This window comes from Amycolatopsis sp. NPDC051061 (assembly GCF_040682935.1).
GTDB lineage: Bacteria > Actinomycetota > Actinomycetes > Mycobacteriales > Pseudonocardiaceae > Amycolatopsis.
Genome location: NZ_JBFBBZ010000011.1, coordinates 82,370 through 99,815, shown reverse-complemented (window position 1 = coordinate 99,815; position 17,446 = coordinate 82,370). Strand labels below are relative to the sequence as shown.

Sequence of the window (17,446 nt, the reverse complement as noted above, 5' to 3'; positions counted from 1 at the left end):
GGCCTCCCCGAGGAGCTCGGGGAGGCCTTGGTGCGTTGGCTGGTCAGCGGCGTTTGGGACGCCACACCACCAGCGCCGTCTGCTGGTTGAGCGGGACGAGGTCCCGGCGGTAGGACGCGTGCGCCGCCGCCGCGGCCCGTTCACCCGCCACATAAGCCGCGGCCAGTTCTTCGGTCAGCTCCGCGAGGCGGGCCCGCAGAGCGTCGACCTGGTTCTCCAGCTCGATGATGCGCTTGATGCCGGCCAGGTTGACGCCATCCTCCTGCGACAGTCGCTGGACTTCACGCAGCAGCGCGATGTCCCGCATCGAGTAGCGCCGCCCACCACCGGAGGTGCGGCCCGGCGAAACCAGGCCCTGCCGGTCGTAGGTGCGCAATGTCTGCGCGTGCATCCCGGCGAGCTGTGCTGCCACCGAGATGACGAACACCGGGGTCTCTTCGTCGCCCCCCGCGGGAATCCCGCCGAACATCCCACTCACCTGCCTTCGAGCAGCTCAGTGATCTCGGGCCGGGGGTCGTGCCCGGCCATCGACTCGGCGTACGCCTGCAGTGCTTCGCGCGCCTTGTCGTCCATTTTGGCGGGAATCGCCGCCTGGAGGGTGACGAGCAGGTCACCTTGCGAACCGTCGCGCTTCGCGATGCCCTTGCCGCGCACGCGCAGCACCCGCCCGCTCGAGGTGCCCGGCGGCACCTTGAGCGAGACCTTGCCTTCGAGCGTCGGCACCGTGATCGTGGTGCCGAGCGCCAGTTCGGTGAAGTCGACCGGCACGGTGATGGTCAGGTCGAGCGCCTTGCGCCCGAACAACGCGTGCGGGGCCACGTGCACCCGGACGTACAGATCGCCCGCCTGCGCACCGCCCCGTCCCGGCTCGCCTTGGCCGGCCAGCCGGATCCGCTGGTCGTCGTCGACGCCCGGCGGGATCCGGACGGTCAGCGTGCGGGTCCGCGTGCTGACGCCTTCGCCGCCGCACTCCGGGCACGGGTCGTCGATGATCTGCCCACGCCCACGGCAGTCGCGGCACGGCTCCGAGAACGCGAACGCGCCCTGGCTGCGGCTGACCAAGCCCGAACCGGAACAGGTCGGGCAGGTCCGCGGCGACGTGCCCGGCTTCGCGCCGTTGCCGCCGCACGTCGAACAGGTCGCCGGGCTCGACAGCCGCAGCGGCAGGGTCGCGCCCTTGACCGCTTCGACGAAGTCGATCCGGACGTCGGTCTCGACGTCGGCGCCGCGCTGCGGCCGGTTGGCCGTCGCGCCCGCCGTCGTTCGGCCGCGGCCGAACAGCCCGCCGAGGATGTCGCCGAGCCCGCCGAAGCCGGCTTGCTGACCGCCGCCCGCGCCGGCCTGGCCGAAGATGTCGCCCATGTCGAAGCTGCCGCCACCGCCACTGCCGCCGGGGAAGTTGAACCCGCCCCCGCCGCCGAACAGCCGCCGCGCCTCGTCGTACTCCTTGCGCTTGCTCGCGTCGGAGAGCACGCCGTAGGCCTCGGAGACCGCCTTGAACTTCTGCTCCGCCTGCGCGTTGCCGGCGTTCGCGTCCGGGTGGTTCTCCTTGGCCAGCTTGCGGTAGGCCTTCTTGATCTCGTCCGCCGTGGCGTCGGAGGAGACGCCCAGTTCACGGTAGAAATCCTTGCCGACCCATTCCCGAGCACTCATCGGGCGCCTCCTCCTTCCAGCTGAACCGGATACTGCTTACTGCTGCTGGTCATCGAGTCCGCCGCCGAGTGGCAGCTCGCCACCGACGGGCGGGTGCTCCGCCGGGCCACCGGGCTCGTGGTCGGTGACCCCGACCAGCGCCGCCCGCAGGACCCGGTCGCCGAAGCGGTAGCCGCGGCGCATGACCACGGTCACCGTCGGGCCCGCCACGTCCGGCGACGTGTTGTGCTGCACGGCCTCGTGCACGCTCGGGTCGAAGGCCTCGCCCTCGCTGCCGAACGACTCGAGCCCCGCGCGCTGCAGGCCGCTGATCAGCTTGTCGCCGACGGCCTTGAACGCCCCGGTGAGGTCACCGTGCTGCTCGGCCCGCTCGAGGTCGTCGAGCAGCGGCAGCAGGTCGTTGACCACCGTCGCCTTCGCGCCGAGGACGACCGCCTCGCGGTCGCGCTCGACCCGCTTGCGGTAGTTGGCGTACTCCGCCTGCAGGCGCTGGAGGTCGGCGGTGCGCTCGGCCAGCTCCTTCTCGACGTCGGAGAAGACCGACACCGAGTCGTCCACAATGGACTCGCCCAGCGAGGGGCCCGCGTGCTCCACGGGCGCTTCCTCCGGCTCCGGCGCGGCGTGGGCCGGACCGGGCGGGCGAACCTGCCCGGTCTGGGGGTCCACCCGCCGCCGATCCCGCACGACCACCGGCTCCTCGGGGCCGCGGCCCTGGTTCTCGGATTCGTCGTAGCTGTGGGTCACTTCTTCTCGTCCTCTTCGACGATCTCGGCGTCCACCACGTCATCGGCCTTGGCCTGGCCACCGGCCGCACCGGCGTCTCCACCGGCCGCACCGGAAGCGCCGGCGGCACCCGCGGCCGCGTCGGCGTTCGCGTTGGCGTACAGGGCGGTGCCCAGCTCCTGCGAAGCGGTGTTCAGCTTCTCGATCGACTCGCGGATCTTCGCCGAGTCGGTGCCCTTGAGCGCCTCGTTCGACTCGTCGATCGCGGACTTGACCTTGCCCTTGAGGTCCTCGGGCAGCTTGTCGTCGTTGTCCTTGAGGAACTTCTCAGTCTGGTAGACCAGCGTCTCGGCCTGGTTGCGGGTCTCGGCCTCTTCGCGACGGGTCTTGTCTTCCTCGGCGTGCGCCTCGGCGTCCTTGACCATCCGATCGATGTCGTCCTTCGGCAGCGCGGAGCCACCGGTGATCGTCATCGACTGCTCCTTGTTCGTGCCGAGGTCCTTGGCCAGGACGTGCACGATGCCGTTCGCGTCGATGTCGAAGGTGACCTCGATCTGCGGCACGCCACGCGGGGCGGGCGGGAGACCGGTCAGCTCGAACATGCCGAGCTTCTTGTTGTGCGCGGCGATCTCGCGCTCACCCTGGAACACCTGGATCTGCACCGACGGCTGGTTGTCGTCCGCGGTGGAGAAGATCTCCGAGCGCTTGGTCGGGATCGTGGTGTTGCGCTCGATGAGCTTGGTGAACACGCCACCCTTGGTCTCGATGCCCAGCGACAGCGGGGTCACGTCCAGCAGCAGGACGTCCTTGACCTCGCCCTTCAGGACACCGGCCTGCAGCGCCGCGCCGACCGCGACGACCTCGTCCGGGTTCACGCCCTTGTTCGGCTCGCGGCCGCCGGTCAGCTCCTTGACCAGGTCGGACACGGCCGGCATGCGGGTGGACCCACCGACGAGCACGACGTGGTCGATGTCGCCGACGGCGATGTTCGCGTCGCGGATCACGTTGTTGAACGGGTTCCGGGTGCGCTCGAGCAGGTCCGAGGTGATCTTCTGGAACTCGGCGCGGGAAAGCTGCTCGTCGAGGAACAGCGGGTTCTTGTCGGCGTCGACCGTGATGTAGGGCAGGTTGATGCCGGCCGAGTTCGAGCTGGACAGCTCGATCTTCGCCTTCTCGGCCGCTTCGCGGATGCGCTGCAGCGCCATCTTGTCCTTGGTCAGGTCGATGCCGTTCGTGGCCTTGAACTTGTCGACCAGCCACTTGACGATGCGCTCGTCCCAGTCGTCGCCACCGAGGTGGTTGTCACCGGAGGTCGCGCGGACCTCGACGACGCCCTCGCCGATCTCCAGCAGCGAGACGTCGAAGGTGCCACCACCGAGGTCGAAGACCAGGATGGTCTGCTCCTTCTCGCCCTTGTCCAGGCCGTACGCCAGCGCGGCGGCGGTCGGCTCGTTGACGATGCGCAGCACGTTCAGGCCGGCGATCTGCCCGGCCTCCTTGGTGGCCTGCCGCTGCGCGTCCTCGAAGTACGCCGGGACGGTGATCACCGCGTCGGTGATGGTTTCGCCCAGGTACGCCTCGGCGTCGCGCTTGAGCTTCATCAGCACCCGGGCGCTGATCTCCTGCGACGTGTAGTTCTTGCCGTCGATCTCGGTCTTCCAGTCGGTGCCGATGTGCCGCTTCACGGACCGGATGGTCCGGTCGACGTTCGTCACGGCCTGGTTCTTCGCCGGTTGACCGGTCAGCACTTCGCCGTTCTTGGCGAAGGCGACGATCGAAGGGGTGGTCCGGGAGCCTTCCGAGTTGGCGATGACCGTCGGCTCGCCGCCCTCAAGGACGGCGACGACCGAGTTGGTCGTGCCGAGGTCGATGCCGACCGCTCGCGCCATGGTGCTTTCCTCCTGTGTAAGCCTGCTATGTTCGTGACCTGCACGTTCATCCTCGCCTTGAGCGAGGCTCTGGCAAGTTTTATCTGGCCTTCGCACGTCCCGTCAAGCTGGACTTGAGCCGAGTGCGCTCAACCTTTGTATCCAGCCTAACGAGGGGATCGCCGTCCTTGTTCCCGGGTTCCGCACCGGAGTGCGGGATAACCGGGTGTGACGCCGCCCACCAGGCAGTGCGCGCTGGCCCCGGGGGCTGCCGCCGGGCCCGGCCGCGCTACCTGCGCGGTACGGGTGGCCTGCCGCCGGGCTGCCCCGGCCATCGCGTCACCGGCACACCGCCCCGCGAGCAGGCGGGACCCCGCTCACCAGGTAGTCCACCTCCGCCACACGGGCGCACGCCGAGTTGAACAGCCCTGTGTGGCCGTCGTCGGTGCGGGTGAGCAATGCCGCGCCGTCGATGCTCGAGGCCAGGCCGCGGGCCCACGCCAGCGGCGTCGCCGGGTCGTGGGCGCCGCCGACGACCAGGATCGGTGGGGCGCCGTGGACCGGGTGGGGTTGTGGTGGGTTCTTCGCCGGGACCGGCCAGCCCGTGCAGCCGCTGGTGAAGTCCCAGTACTCCGAGTACCGCCAGCTGTGCGGCGCCACCGCGCGGACCAGCCCGGCCATTGCCCCCATGTCCGCCGGCCCGGTGAACGGCGACGGGAAGTCGTGGCAGCCGATCGCCCGGTACGCCCCGTAGATCGGGGAGAGGAACTGGTTCCGCTCGGTCAGCCCCTTGGCGTCCGGGAACTCGCCACCGGCCGCGGCCAGCGCCTTGCCCAGCGCCGGCCACTCCTCCCGGATGTAGAGGTGGTTGTAGACACCGGCCGAGATCTCGTCGGCCGACGCCGGGCGGCCCAGGTCGCTCGCCCACACCGCGCCGTGCACCGCCCGGGCCACGACGTCGTCGTAGAAGCTGAGGACGTCTCGTCCCGGTAAGACGCAGTCGGCCGAGCCGCGGCACCAGTCCGCGAACCGGACCAGCGCGTCTTCGGTCGCCGCGGCCTCTTCGAGGATCGCCTGGCGCAGCGGCCGGGCGTGGTCGACGGCGCCGTCGAGCACCATCGTGCGGACCCGGCCGGGGTGCTTCGACGCGTAGACCGCACCCAATTCGGTGCCGTACGAGAGGCCCAGCCACGAGATCTTCGGTTCGCCGAGCGCCGCGCGGATCGTCTCGATGTCTTCGGCCGCGCTCTGCGTGTCCGCGTTCGCCAGCAACGGTCCGGTGCGGGCCAGGCAGTCTTCGCCAGCCGCGCGGTTGTGCGCCACCAGCGCCTCGAACCCCGCGTGGGACGACGGGAACCGGTCGAGCGCCGGATCGAACAGCGTCGCCGGGTCGCACGTGATGCGTGGCGTGCTGAACCAGTCGCCGCGCGGGTCGAAGCCCACGACGTCGAACCGCTGCCGCAGCCGCGCGAGGTCCGGCGAGGCCAGCCCGCCGAACTGGACGAACCCGACACCGGAGCCGCCCGGCCCGCCCGGGTTCACCAGTAGCGAGCCGATCCGCCGGCCCGGATCGAGCGCCGGCAGCCGGGCCAGCGCGAGCCGCGCCGACCCCACCTCCGGCCGCGCGCGGTCGATCGGCACGTCGACCGTCGCACACTCGGCTGTCGGTTCTTGCTGTGTCGCGCACGGCCGCCACGTCAGCGAAGACGCTGAAGCGACGGCCGGTACCGCTGCCATGACCACGACCGCCGCGATGACCGCGACGACCCGGCGCACGTCCATGATCTGGTTCCTCCCCTGCACGCCGGCCTTCGGCGTGCTTCCTTCCTAACAGCGACCACCGACGGTTCAGGAGCGGCGGCCGGTCCAGGAGGAAAGGAAGAAATCCGGGTTTTCTTGCTGCACAACGACTTTCGTCCCGGTGCCGACCCAGGAAGTCACTCGATAGTGGGAATCCGCGGCGACCGGCACCCCCTGCGCCGGCGCCACGGACCCCTCCCCCCGCGCGAACCCCACGACGCCGAACATCGCGACGGCACCCAGCAGCGCGGCCGTCAGCACGCGCCGTTCGATCTTGACCATGGTGAAAAGCCCCCGTAGTAAGGAAAAGGTCAGGCCGCGCGGACCGTGACACTGCCGCTGTCGGTCGTGAGGTCGAGCGTGTTCGGCGCCGAACCGTCGGTCGGGACGCCGATGTTCCGGCGCCCGCTGTCGCTGTCGCCGACGACGCGGTACGGCCCACCCGGCACCTCGACGTCGACGCTCCCGCTGTCGGCCTTGATCTTGACGTTGTTCGCCTGCGCCAGCGTGAAGTCGACGCTCCCGCTCGACGACGTCACGTCGACCGGGCCGCGCACCCCGATGCCCTTGATGCTGCCCGAATCGGCGTGCAGCTGGACCTCGCCGACGTCCCGCAGGTCGATCCCCCCGCTGTCCAGCCGCAGCTTCACCAGGCCCGGCACGTCTTCGACCCGGGCGTGCCCCGAGTCGGCCTGGACGTCCACGCTCGCCACCCCGGCGATGTCGAGGCCACCGGAGTCGACCTTGCCGCTGACCGGCACGCCCGCGGGCACGACCACCTCGAAGTCGACCGAGCAGTTGTTCCCGCAGTCGCTGAGCACGAGCTGGTCGCCGTCGACGTGGAAGAACGTGTCGCCCGGCTTGCTGCGCCAGTGGTAATCGATCTTTTCGTGCACCGTGGACGGTCCCGTGCCGGTGCGGATCTTCACCGACCCCGAGTCGCCTTCCAGCTTCACGCTGCGGATCGTCTCCGAAAGGGTCTTGGTGTTGTCGAAGTCCGATCCCCAGCCCCAGCCGAACGCGGTCGCCAGGCCGACGCCGATCAGGACGATGCCACCCAGAGCCAGAAGCGGGCGCGCCATGGTCGTTGGTCCCCTCAGTGATGTTTCCCCTGCGTGAAGAACGTTATGGCCAGGTGCGGGGGCGGCACATGGGGGTAACCCCCCGAAAGACCCTGAGATCCGTCCCTGACACGCGGGGGTGGCTCGGGGGGCCTAACCTGGCGCCAGGCTCCAGTTCCGTGATCAGGAGGATCCATGCCGCAAGCACCCGGCCCGTACGAATCCCTGCCCGACGTGCCGTCCTTCACCCTCCGCAGCACCGACGTCGCCGACGGCGAAACCCTGGCCACGCCCCACCTCTCCGGCATTTTCGGCGCCGGCGGCGAGGACCGTTCGCCGCAGCTGGCCTGGGAAGGCTTCCCGGCGGAGACGAAGAGCTTCGCGGTCACGTGCTACGACCCGGACGCCCCGACCGGCAGCGGGTTCTGGCACTGGGCGGTGTTCAACGTCCCGGCGTCGGTGACGCAGCTTGCCTCCGGCGCGGGCGACGGCTCGGGGCTTCCCGAAAGCGCGGTCACGTTGAAGGGTGACGGCGGGGTCAAGCAGTTCCTCGGCGCGGCACCCCCGCCCGGGCACGGCCCGCACCGCTATTACTTCGCGGTGCACGCGCTCGACGTCGACAAGCTGGACGTCCCGGAGGACGCGACGCCGGCGTTCCTCGGCTTCACCATGTTCGGGCACACCTTGGCTCGCGCCGTGATCACGCCGGTGTACGAGAACAAGGGCTGAATTTCCCTGAGGGCCCGGCGCTGTTGCGGATCGGCAACGGTGCCGGGCCCGTTTTTGTCGGTGGCCGATGACACACTGCGGTCACGTCACCACCGATAGCGACACCCCGGTCCAGAGCACTGGGGTTCGGGTTGCGGAAGACGCGCAAGGAGCGCGGACTCGGGCTGCGCCAGCTGGCCCGGGCCACCGGCGTGCACCCGGCGGAACTGTCCAATTGGGAGCTCGGGCTGAGGGTGCCCAAGGTCGAGGAGGTCGCGCTCCTGCTCGGGCAACTGAGGGTGGAGGTGGCCGAGCGGGAGCGGCTGTTCGAGCTGGCGGAGCACGCGAGGGAGCCCAACTGGCTCGAGAAGGAGATGCCCGACGCCCCGGCGATCCTGACGACGCTGGCCGAGTACGAGCGCACGGCGGCCTCGATCTTCAGCTGGCAGCCGATGGTCGTGCACGGGTTGCTGCAGACACCCGACTACGCGCGGGCGATCCTGGCGTACGGCGGCTCTCCCGCGCACCTGGTCGAGCAGCGGCTGCGAGTGCGCCTGATCCGGCAGGCCGCGATACGCGAGTACCGCGCGCCCGAATGTTCCATCCTGCTCGGCGAAATCGCGCTCAGGCAGCCGATTGGCGGGACCGAAACGCTGGTCGGCCAGCTCCGGCACCTGCTCGAACTCCCGCGTGGGCTCGCGGTGCGGGTGGTTCGCTTCGGCGGCGATTTCCACCCCGGGCTCAACGGTTCCTTCAGCGTCTTCGAGTATTCGGACCTGCCCGCCATCGTCTTCTTGGACCAGCATCGCGGCAGCGCCTACATCTACGATGACGAACAGGTGGCGGACTACAAGTCCGCCGCGAAGACCATGGCATCCCTCGCCATGGACGTGGCCGAATCGCGCGCGTTCATCGAGGGGGTGATCGCCGAACTGGAGGCCTGACGTGACCTGGCGGAAGTCGAGCTACAGCGGGCAAGAAGCCGAGTGCGTCGAGGTTGCGCTCGCACGAGTGGTGCGGATTCGTGACACGAAGGACCGCCCGGGCGGCACCCTCACGATCTCCACCCGATCGTGGGATGCGCTCGTCCGCGGCTTCAGCGCAGAGCTTCCTTGTTGACGCCCTCGCGCTCCAGGTAGCGGCCCTTGGTGTGCTCGCCGAAGCCGAACTGCCGGTACAGCCCGTGCGCGTCGGCCGTGTGCAGCATCCAGCGGAAGCCGGCGCCGGGCCCGTTGTCGATCATCTCCCGCACGAGCTCCTTGCCGAGCCCGGTGCCGCGGGCGGAGTCGACGACGAACACGTCAGCCAGGTAAGCCGAGCCGACGCCGTCGGAGAAGGCGCGGGCGAAGCCGACCAACTCGGAACCGCGATAGGCCCCCACGACCCGCCAAGAGCCGTCGATCGCGGCTTCGACCTGCGAACGCGAGCGCCAACGGCCCCAGTAGGCCTCGGTCGAGAGGAACTTCCACACCACTTCGAGGTCCAGCCGCGTGCGATCGTCGTCGAGTTCGTAGTCACCGAAGGTCCGCATGATCCGAAGCTAACGACCGAGTCAACGCGGTTTCAGCAGGTAGTCCACCACGGGACGCAGCTCGTCGGCCGACGGCGGCTCGTCGTCGATCAGGCCCTGGATCAGCAGCCCGTCGATCCCAGCCAGGAAGACCCGGAACGCCACCTCGTCGTCGTGGCGGACCATCGACGTCAGGACGTCCAGCCAGCGGCGCGCGGCCGGGCGCAGCTCCGGCTTCCGCGCCGCCAGCAGGTACAGCTCGTACTCGGCCATCGTCCGCCCGCGCCGCGGGCCCAAGGCCTCCGCGAGCAGGCCCGCGACCTCCGAAGCGCCACGCGAGCCGCGTGACCGGGCCCGGTCGATCATCCAGTAGACCTCGGTCGCCATGTCGCGGGCGCACGAGATGAGCGTCGCGATGAGCAGGTCGTCGAGCGACGAGAAGTGGTAGGTCGTGGACGTCGTCGGGACGCCGGCCTCGGCCGCGACGATCCGGTGCGTGACGCCGGCGACGCCGTCACGCTCGATCACCCGCAGCGTCGCCTCGATGATCTCCGCGCGCCGTTTGTCGCCACGCGCCTTACGGCCGTCGACCTGCATTTTCACGTCGACGCACTCCCGATCTCGATCAGCACGACACCACCGATGACCAGCGCGAGCCCGGCGATCATGGCCGCGTTGACCGGCTCCTTCAGGAATACGACGCCGATGATTGCCACCAAGGCGACGCCGGCCGCGGCCCAGATCGCGTAGGCGACGCCGATCGGCAACCCCATCTTCAGCACGTACGACAGCGCCACAAAGGCCACGGCGTACCCGGCCACCACGACGATCGACGGACCGAGCTTGGAGAAGCCCTCGGAGAGCTTCAGCGAGACCGTCGCGGAGACCTCGGCGGCGATCGCCAACGCAAGCAAAAGGTACGCACCCATGGGGTGAAAACTACCTGAACGATCGTCCCGAAACAAAGAGCGACGTACACCACATCGGTGGGACTTAGGGGCACTCCCCGGGTTACTCATCAGTAAGGAAGGTTAGTCTCCCGGCACCACCACTGCTTTGATCACTGCAGCATCCGGACGAAAGGCACCCGAACGATGGGCGCTCTGCAACTGACGCTCGGCGGGATCTCCGTCGTGCTCGGCCTCGTCGCCTGGGGCATGTTCGCCGCGACGATCGCCCGTTTCGTGCGGGTGATCCGCCTCGGGCAGCCCGACTCGACCCGCAACGGGCCGTTCATGCCACGCATGAAGACGCTGATCAAGGAGTTCGCCGCGCACACGCGGATGAACCGCAAGCGCAGCGTCGGTCCCGCGCACTGGCTCGTCATGTGGGGCTTCCTGCTCGGGTCACTCGCCCTGTTCGAGGCGTACGGCGAGGTCTTCGTCCCGACGTGGGGCTGGCCGATCCTCGACGACTTCCCGCCGTTCCAGCTGCTCATGGAGCTGCTCGGGCTCGGGACGATCGTCGGCATCCTGGTGCTGATGGCGATCCGCCAGCGCAACCACCCGCGTCGCGCCGACCGCCAGAGCCGTTTCCAGGGCTCCAACTTCAAGTGGGCGTACTTCATCGAGGCCGTCGTCCTGGTCGAGGGCATCGGCATCATCGGCGTCCGCGCCGCCAAGTCCGCGCTGAACACGCACGAAGGACCGCTGTGGGCGTCTTTCGTCTCCAACCCGATCGGCCAGCTGCTGCCGGCCAGCCCGAACCTGGTCACGGTGTTCGCGTTCGTCAAGCTGATGAGCGCCACGGTCTGGCTGATCGTCGTCGCGCGCACGATGACCATGGGCATCGCCTGGCACCGCTTCAGCGCGTTCTTCAACATCTACTTCAAGCGCGAGCAGAGCGGCGGCGTCGCCCTCGGCGCGCTCAAGCCGATGATGAGCGGCGGCAAGGTCCTCGACCTCGAGGAAGCCGACCCGGACGAGGACACCTTCGGCGTCGGCAAGATCGAGGACTTCAGCTGGAAGGGCTGGCTGGACTTCTCGACGTGCACCGAGTGCGGCCGCTGCCAGGAGCAGTGCCCCGCGTGGAACACCGGCAAGCCGCTGTCGCCGAAGCTGCTCATCACTCAGCTGCGTGACCACGCCTACGCGAAGGCGCCATACCTGATGGCCGGCGGCAAGCGCGACATGGCGGGCGACGAGGTCGGCTTGTCCGGCGACAATATGTACGCGGGCATCGACGTCCTCGCGATCGCCGAGTCCCAGAAGGCCCTGATCGGCGATGACGGCGGCGTCATCGATCCGGACGTCCTGTGGTCCTGCACCAGCTGCGGCGCCTGCGTCGAGCAGTGCCCGGTGGACATCGAGCACGTCGACCACATCGTCGACATGCGCCGCTACCAGGTGATGATCGAGTCGTCGTTCCCCAGCGAGCTGAACGGCATGTTCAAGAACCTGGAGAACAAGGGCAACCCGTGGGGCCAGAACGCCAAGGACCGGCTGGCCTGGACCGAGGACCTCGACTTCGAGGTCCCGGTGTTCGACGGCGACCTGGGCGACGCCGAATACCTGTTCTGGGTCGGCTGCGCCGGCGCGTTCGAGGACCGCGCGAAGAAGACGACGCGCGCGGTCGCGGAGCTGCTGCACATGGCGGACGTGAAGTACAAGGTGCTCGGCTCGGAGGAGTCCTGCACCGGTGACCCGGCGCGCCGCGCGGGCAACGAGTTCCTCTTCCAGATGCTGGCCCAGCAGAACGTCGAGGTCCTGAACTCGGTGTTCGAGGGACGTGAGCGCAAGGCGCGCAAGGTCGTCGTGACCTGCGCGCACTGCTTCAACACCCTCGCCAACGAGTACCCGGAGCTGGGCGGCCAGTTCGACGTCGTGCACCACACGCAGCTGCTGAACCGGCTGGTCCGCGAGAAGCAGCTGGTGCCGGTGGCGCCGGTCGCCGAGGACGTCACCTACCACGACCCGTGCTACCTCGGCCGCCACAACAAGGTGTACGAGGCACCGCGGGAGCTCGTCGGCGCGACGGGCGCGAGGCTGCGCGAAATGCCGCGGCACGGCGACAAGTCGATGTGCTGCGGCGCGGGCGGCGCGCGGATGTGGATGGAAGAGAAGATCGGCAAGCGGATCAACGTCGAGCGCGTCGACGAGGCGCTCGGTACCGCGCCGTCGAAGATCGCGACCGGCTGCCCGTTCTGCAAGGTGATGCTGAACGACGGCCTCACGGCGCGCCAGGCCGACGGCAGCGCGAGCGAGAAGGTCGAGATCGTCGACGTCGCGCAGATGCTGCTCGAATCGGTCAAGCGCAAGCCGGAGCCGAAGCCGATCGCTCTCGGTGCGCCGTCACTCGCAAAAGAGTGACATAGATCGAAATGCACGCGGCCCCGGTCAGAATTCCTGACCGGGGCCGTTTTCATGCCCAAAAGCGCATTGTTCGCGCATTTCCGTAGCCGACAGGCTACCCCTCGTTACCGAACACGACGTCCACTAGCTGGGATTTTGTCACGGCAATCGATTTCCCGAATAATGTTCACGATATTCACCGAAATGGCCCATCAGGCCAACAAGAAACGTTGGCCAAAAGCCCCGTCCTCCGGCGTATCCTGACCTTTCCTCGCCGCCACCGCTGCCAGCGAGGCCACTTCGACGATGACGGAATCAGGGGGCAGCGAGGATGGGCGAGGACCTCCGGACCACGGCCGGCGGACGCGAAGAAGATCGTCACCCCTCTGCCGGCCGGCACGCCCTCCGCGACTTCCCGCCCCTCGAAGAGCACCGGATCGCCGAGCAGGTTCCCAGCCAGCGGACATTGGTGCGCCCGTACGTCCTCACGCGCGGCCGGACGCAGTCGCGGCGGCACCTGGCGATCGAGGCCCTCGTCTCGACCCGGGCCGGCGCCCACTGGAACGGCGCCCGGCTGGCCGGCGAGTTCCGCTCGGTGCGCACGCTTTGCCACCACCCGCGCTCGGTCGCCGAGGTCGCCGCCCGGCTCTGCGTGCCGCTCGGCGTCGCCCGGGTGCTGCTCGACGACATGGCCGAGCAGGGCCTGGTCACGATCCACGACACCCGGGTCAACACCGACGGCCGTCCGGCCGTGGCGCTCATGGAACGCGTGCTGCACGGCCTGCGCCGCCTCTGACCATTACGCTCACCAGGGTGAGCGAGGAACCCGAAAAGCCCGGTGGCGAAAGCACGCTGACCGTCCTGCTCGCCGGTGGGGTGAACCTGGCGATCGCGATCATGAAGCTGATCGCGGGCATCATCACCGGCTCGGGCGCGATGCTCTCCGAAGCGGCGCACTCGGTGGCCGACACGTTCACCGAGGTCCTACTGCTGACCGCGTTGAAACGTTCCGACCGCCCGGCCGACCGCGTGCACCCCTTCGGCTACGGCAAGGAGCGCTACTTCTGGTCGCTGCTCGCCGCCGTGTCGATCTTCGCGTCCGGCTCGATGTTCGCGCTCTACGAGGGTGTCTCGACGCTGTTCGGCCACGGCGAAGCGCAGAGCACGTCGATCCTCAGCTACATCGTGCTGGCGGTAGCTTTCCTGCTCGAAGGCACGTCGTGGGTGCAGGCGGTGCGCCAGACCGTCCGGGAGTCCAAGGCCGAAAACCGGTCATTCCGGACGTACCTCCGCCTGATCGACGACCCGGCACCGAAGACAGTGCTCTTCGAGGACTCGGCCGCGCTGATCGGCCTGCTGGTCGCGTTCGCCGGCATCGGGCTGCACCAGCTCACCGGCTCGGAGGTCTGGGACGGCGTCGCGTCGATCGTCATCGGCGTGCTGCTCGCCTGCGTCGCCTACCTGCTCGGGCGGACGAACCGCGGCCTGCTCATCGGCCGCCAGGCCAACCCGGAGATCGTCCGCGGCGTCCGGGACCACCTGTCCGCCGCGCCGGAGATCGAGGCCGTCGTGGACCTGCAGACCATGCTGATGGGCACCGACCAGGTCCTCGTCTGCACCCGCGTCGACTTCGACGACTCCCTGAGCGCCGGCGACCTCGAACGGGCGTGCGTCCGGCTGGCGAGCGAGCTGACCGAGTCGTTCAACGACGTCACCGAGGTGTTCATCGAGCCGGTGCCGCGGACGGATCCCGAGCTGCGCGCGACCGTGCTGGCGCGCTACGGCGAAGTCGCGGAGCGGTGGAACACCCCGGGTCAGTAGCCGAAGTCCTGGGTCCAGTACCAGCCCTTCGTGGTGACGCCGACGCCGATCTTCGTGAGCGAGCAGTTCAGGATGTTCGCGCGGTGGCCCTCGGAGTTCATCCACGCGGTCATGACCTGCGACGCGGACGTCTGCCCCTTCGCGATGTTCTCCGCGCCCGGCTTCGAGTAGCCGGCGTTCTTGATGCGCTGGTCGAACGTGACGCCTTCGGGGTTGGTGTGGGCGAAGAAGTTCCGGGCGGACATGTCGTCGCTGTAGTCCTGCGCGGCCTTCGTCAGGTGCGATTCCTCGGTCAGCGGCTTGCAGCCCGCCTGCGCGCGCTCGTCGTTGACGAGGGAGATGACCTGCTCGGCGGTGGAGGAAGCGACGCGGGCCGCGGGTTTGGTGCTCGGCGGCGGGGCCGCTTCCGACGTCGTCGGCTTCGGCGCTTCGGAAGTCTCGGCCGGGGTCGGTGCCGCGCTGGACGTCGTCGGCGCGGGGGCGCCGGTCGTCGTTTGCTTCGGGGTCTGAGCCTGCCCGCCCGCCAGGTCGGTGCCGCTGCCGGCCCCGGACGCGCCCGGCGCATCGGGCAGCACCAGGGCCGCGGCGCCGAGCTCAGCGGTGTTTCCTTCGGCGGTGGCCATCCAGGTGCCGGTCGCGGCGGAGAAAACGCCGAGCAGCACACTGAGTGACACCATCACCACGCGAGCACGTTCACCAATGGGGGACACGGCGCGAGAACGTATCACGGAACGATTACAGCGAGAACCCTGCGAACGCCCTGGTCACATTTCTTCCGCCCGGCATTCGACGACTGACACCGAACCCGCGGCAACCGGCCGCTTCGGCGTTACTCCATTCAGCCGCTTCGGACTTCGAAGGTCGCCTCGCCGGACGCCGTCACCGGGTGGCCGGTCGGGTCCTCGCCAGTGACGGTCGCCTTGCCGGTGAAGCCTTCCTTGCCCGCGATCGTCTTGCAGGTGTAAGTGATTTCGGCGTCGGCGGCCAGGTCGGACGCGGTGTGCGCGCACGACGTCGTGTGATCGTCCACGACGGACACGGCGGTGAGCGGCACGTCGCCGGTGTTCTTGACCAGAATCGAGAACGTGACGGTGTCGCCCGCGCGGACTTCGTACGGCGTCGCGTCCTTCATCAAGGCAATCTCGGGGTGGACGACGTCGACTTTCACTTCGGCTTTTGATTGCGCGGAGCGATTGGTCGAGTCCATTCCGGTTACTTCGGCGGTGGCGGTGAAGTCGTCTTCCGGCGCTTTTTCGGTGCAGCCGTAGCTCCGGTTTTCGCCGGCCGCCAGGGTGCCGAGCTCCTTCACGCAGGATTCGCTGACCTTGACGTCGGTCAGCGGGACGTCACCGGCGTTGGTGACGGTGATCGTGAACGTGACGTCGTCGCCCGCGCGGACCGTGCTCGGCTTCGCTTCTTGAGTGATCTTCACGGCCGGGTGGATGACGTCGAGCTCGTCGGCGTCCTCGGCGGTGACCGGCGGGCCGATCGGAGGTGTGGCCGTGGCCTTCGCGGTGCTCACGACGTCGTTCTGCGGCGCGGTCGTGGCGCAGTCGAACTTCTGCGTCGCACCGGGTTCGAGGCTGTCGAACGCCTTCACGCAGGGCTCGCTGACCTTGACCTCGGTCAGCGCGACGTCGCCGGTGTTGGTGACGGTGATCGCGAGGGGCACGGTATCGCCTTCGCGGAAGGGGCCCTTCGCGTCCTGGGCGATCTCGAGTGCGGGGTGGAGGACGGCGTAGGAGGCAGCATCGGTCGCGTTGACCTGGCGGTTCGTCGGATCGGTGCCAGTCGCGGTGGCGGAGCTCACGAAACTGTCGGTGCCGGCGTTTACCGTGCAGGAGTGGTGCTGGGAAGCGCCGGGAGGGAGGGTGCCGATGGTCTGAGCGCACGCCGGAGTGCGACTGTCCGCGATGGACACGTCGGTCAGTGGGACATCGCCGGTGTTCGCGACGACGAGGGTGAACGTGACGGTGTCGCCTTGCCGGACCTGCGCGGGCGTCGCGTCGTTCGTGATGGTGACCGCCGGGTGGATGACATCGACCGGTTCCCCGGCGGTGGCGGTCACGGGACGGTTCGTGGCGTCGGTGGCGGTGACTGCCGCGGTGGCGGTGAAGTCTTCCTGGCTCGCGCTTTCGGTGCAGGTGTAGGCCTGCTTCGCCCGCGGTTCCAGCTTGCCCAGGGATTTGGCGCATGCCGGTGCGCCGGGATCAGCCACGGAGACGTCGCGCAGCACGCTGTCGCCGGTGTTGGTGACGGTGATCGTCGAGGTGACGGTATCGCCGGGCCGGACGGTCTTCGGCTCGACGGTCCGGCCGATCGTGACGGCCGGATGGACGACGTCGAGGTTCGCCGTCGCCTGCGCTGTGACCGACGGGCCGACCGGCGGAGTGCCGGCGACCTGGACGGCGGCGGTGACGTCGTCGGTGGGTGCGGTGAGGGTGCAGGCGAAGTCCCGGGTGCCGCCGGGTTCGAGGGATCCCTCGAGGACCTGGGCGCAGCCGGTGGCTCGCGCCTGCGGTCCGGTGGCCCGCGGGGTGGCGGCTCGGGTGGCCGAGGTCGGCGTGCCTGGCGTGCCCGCGTCGGCGTCGGCGTCGGCGTGCCGACCAGGCACCTGCGAGTCCGTGACCCGCAAGCCGGTCAGCGGCACGTCACCCGTGTTGCGCACCGTGATCCGCAGCGGCACCGCGTCGCCCTCGCGGAACGGTCCGCCCGTGACCTCCGTGGTGATCGCCACGCCCGGGTGCTGCACGGCGAACGCGGCCTCCGCGCTCGCCGTCACCGGCCGGGCCGTCGGGTCCACGCCCGTCACCGCCGGCTTGTTCGTGAAGCCGGTCGCGCCCGCGAGCGTCGTGCACCTGTACGCCGAAGTCGCCTGCGGCTGGAGCGTTCCGAGCGGCTTCGCGCACCCTGCGACCTGGTCGTCCGCGACCGTCACGCCGGTCAGCGGCACGTCGCCCGTGTTGGTGGCGGTGATCGTCCACGTCACCGTGTCGCCTTCGCGGACAGCCG

The 17,446-nt window shown here is 69.1% G+C and carries 18 protein-coding genes and 1 pseudogene; 6 read left to right on the top strand and 13 right to left on the bottom strand.

What is annotated here, in order from left to right; all coding sequences use genetic code 11:
• Nucleotides 1–43: 43 nt before the first annotated feature.
• The 7 genes from AB0N03_RS17080 to AB0N03_RS17050 form a co-directional block, all read right to left on the bottom strand.
• Nucleotides 44–469: a helix-turn-helix transcriptional regulator gene (locus AB0N03_RS17080; RefSeq protein ID WP_364371902.1), complete on the bottom strand. Its 426-nt coding sequence runs from the start codon at nt 467–469 to the stop codon at nt 44–46.
• Nucleotides 470–474: 5 nt separating this feature from the next.
• Nucleotides 475–1,653 (bottom strand): molecular chaperone DnaJ, encoded by a 1,179-nt coding sequence (gene dnaJ / locus AB0N03_RS17075; protein ID WP_364371900.1) that lies wholly within the window; start codon nt 1,651–1,653, stop codon nt 475–477.
• Between the two features lie 36 nt (nt 1,654–1,689).
• A complete protein-coding gene (gene grpE / locus AB0N03_RS17070; RefSeq protein ID WP_364371897.1) occupies nt 1,690–2,397 on the bottom strand; it encodes a nucleotide exchange factor GrpE in 708 nt (235 codons plus the stop codon).
• Nucleotides 2,394–4,265, bottom strand: coding sequence for a molecular chaperone DnaK (gene dnaK / locus AB0N03_RS17065; RefSeq protein ID WP_364371894.1), 1,872 nt, complete (start codon nt 4,263–4,265; stop codon nt 2,394–2,396). The genes grpE and dnaK overlap by 4 nt, the downstream gene beginning before the upstream one ends.
• A 318-nt stretch (nt 4,266–4,583) precedes the next feature.
• Nucleotides 4,584–6,026 (bottom strand): alpha/beta hydrolase, encoded by a 1,443-nt coding sequence (locus AB0N03_RS17060; RefSeq protein WP_364371892.1) that lies wholly within the window; start codon nt 6,024–6,026, stop codon nt 4,584–4,586.
• Between the two features lie 66 nt (nt 6,027–6,092).
• Entirely contained in the window at nt 6,093–6,326 is a 234-nt protein-coding gene (locus tag AB0N03_RS17055) for a hypothetical protein (protein ID WP_364371889.1), read from the bottom strand.
• Between the two features lie 29 nt (nt 6,327–6,355).
• Nucleotides 6,356–7,126, bottom strand: coding sequence for a DUF4097 family beta strand repeat-containing protein (locus tag AB0N03_RS17050; protein ID WP_364371886.1), 771 nt, complete (start codon nt 7,124–7,126; stop codon nt 6,356–6,358).
• A 174-nt stretch (nt 7,127–7,300) separates the two neighbouring features.
• Between AB0N03_RS17050 and AB0N03_RS17045 the strand changes: the two genes are divergently transcribed.
• From AB0N03_RS17045 to AB0N03_RS17035, 3 genes are all read left to right on the top strand, one after another.
• On the top strand, nt 7,301–7,834 hold the full coding sequence (locus tag AB0N03_RS17045) for a YbhB/YbcL family Raf kinase inhibitor-like protein (protein WP_364371883.1): 534 nt from the start codon (nt 7,301–7,303) through the stop codon (nt 7,832–7,834).
• A gap of 95 nt (nt 7,835–7,929) precedes the next feature.
• Nucleotides 7,930–8,757, top strand: coding sequence for a helix-turn-helix transcriptional regulator (locus AB0N03_RS17040; protein WP_364372295.1), 828 nt, complete (start codon nt 7,930–7,932; stop codon nt 8,755–8,757).
• Nucleotide 8,758: 1 nt separating this feature from the next.
• A complete protein-coding gene (locus tag AB0N03_RS17035) occupies nt 8,759–8,932 on the top strand; it encodes a DUF397 domain-containing protein (protein WP_364371880.1) in 174 nt (57 codons plus the stop codon).
• Here AB0N03_RS17035 and AB0N03_RS17030 read toward each other — a convergent pair.
• From AB0N03_RS17030 to AB0N03_RS17020, 3 genes are read right to left on the bottom strand one after another with little or no spacing between them, the layout of a single operon-like run.
• Complete coding sequence (locus AB0N03_RS17030; protein WP_364371877.1) at nt 8,910–9,344, bottom strand: GNAT family N-acetyltransferase; 435 nt, start codon at nt 9,342–9,344, stop codon at nt 8,910–8,912. The genes AB0N03_RS17035 and AB0N03_RS17030 overlap by 23 nt on opposite strands.
• Nucleotides 9,345–9,365: 21 nt before the next feature.
• Complete coding sequence (locus AB0N03_RS17025) at nt 9,366–9,926, bottom strand: TetR family transcriptional regulator (protein ID WP_364371875.1); 561 nt, start codon at nt 9,924–9,926, stop codon at nt 9,366–9,368.
• Nucleotides 9,923–10,252: a multidrug efflux SMR transporter gene (locus tag AB0N03_RS17020; protein WP_364371872.1), complete on the bottom strand. Its 330-nt coding sequence runs from the start codon at nt 10,250–10,252 to the stop codon at nt 9,923–9,925. The genes AB0N03_RS17025 and AB0N03_RS17020 overlap by 4 nt, the downstream gene beginning before the upstream one ends.
• Nucleotides 10,253–10,417: 165 nt before the next feature.
• Here AB0N03_RS17020 and AB0N03_RS17015 point away from each other — a divergent pair, with 165 nt between their 5' ends.
• The 3 genes from AB0N03_RS17015 (at nt 10,418) to AB0N03_RS17005 (ending at nt 14,434) form a co-directional block, all read left to right on the top strand.
• Nucleotides 10,418–12,631 carry a (Fe-S)-binding protein gene (locus AB0N03_RS17015; RefSeq protein ID WP_364371869.1) on the top strand — a complete coding sequence of 738 codons (2,214 nt, stop codon included), beginning with the start codon at nt 10,418–10,420 and terminating at the stop codon, nt 12,629–12,631.
• A 313-nt stretch (nt 12,632–12,944) separates the two neighbouring features.
• The gene (locus AB0N03_RS17010; protein WP_364371866.1) at nt 12,945–13,409 is read left to right on the top strand and encodes a DUF742 domain-containing protein; all 465 of its coding nucleotides are present in this window, start codon (nt 12,945–12,947) and stop codon (nt 13,407–13,409) included.
• A 17-nt stretch (nt 13,410–13,426) separates the two neighbouring features.
• The gene (locus tag AB0N03_RS17005; RefSeq protein ID WP_364371863.1) at nt 13,427–14,434 is read left to right on the top strand and encodes a cation diffusion facilitator family transporter; all 1,008 of its coding nucleotides are present in this window, start codon (nt 13,427–13,429) and stop codon (nt 14,432–14,434) included.
• Here AB0N03_RS17005 and AB0N03_RS17000 read toward each other — a convergent pair.
• The 3 genes and pseudogenes from AB0N03_RS17000 to AB0N03_RS16990 form a co-directional block, all read right to left on the bottom strand.
• On the bottom strand, nt 14,428–15,117 hold the full coding sequence (locus tag AB0N03_RS17000; RefSeq protein WP_364371860.1) for a CAP domain-containing protein: 690 nt from the start codon (nt 15,115–15,117) through the stop codon (nt 14,428–14,430). The two genes, AB0N03_RS17005 and AB0N03_RS17000, sit on opposite strands and share 7 nt — an antisense overlap.
• 155 nt (nt 15,118–15,272) lie before the next feature.
• Entirely contained in the window at nt 15,273–17,048 is a 1,776-nt protein-coding gene (locus tag AB0N03_RS16995; protein WP_364372293.1) for a hypothetical protein, read from the bottom strand.
• 318 nt (nt 17,049–17,366) lie between these two features.
• A pseudogene (locus AB0N03_RS16990) lies at nt 17,367–17,441 on the bottom strand (hypothetical protein); the annotation flags it as partial.
• Nucleotides 17,442–17,446 lie beyond the last annotated feature (5 nt).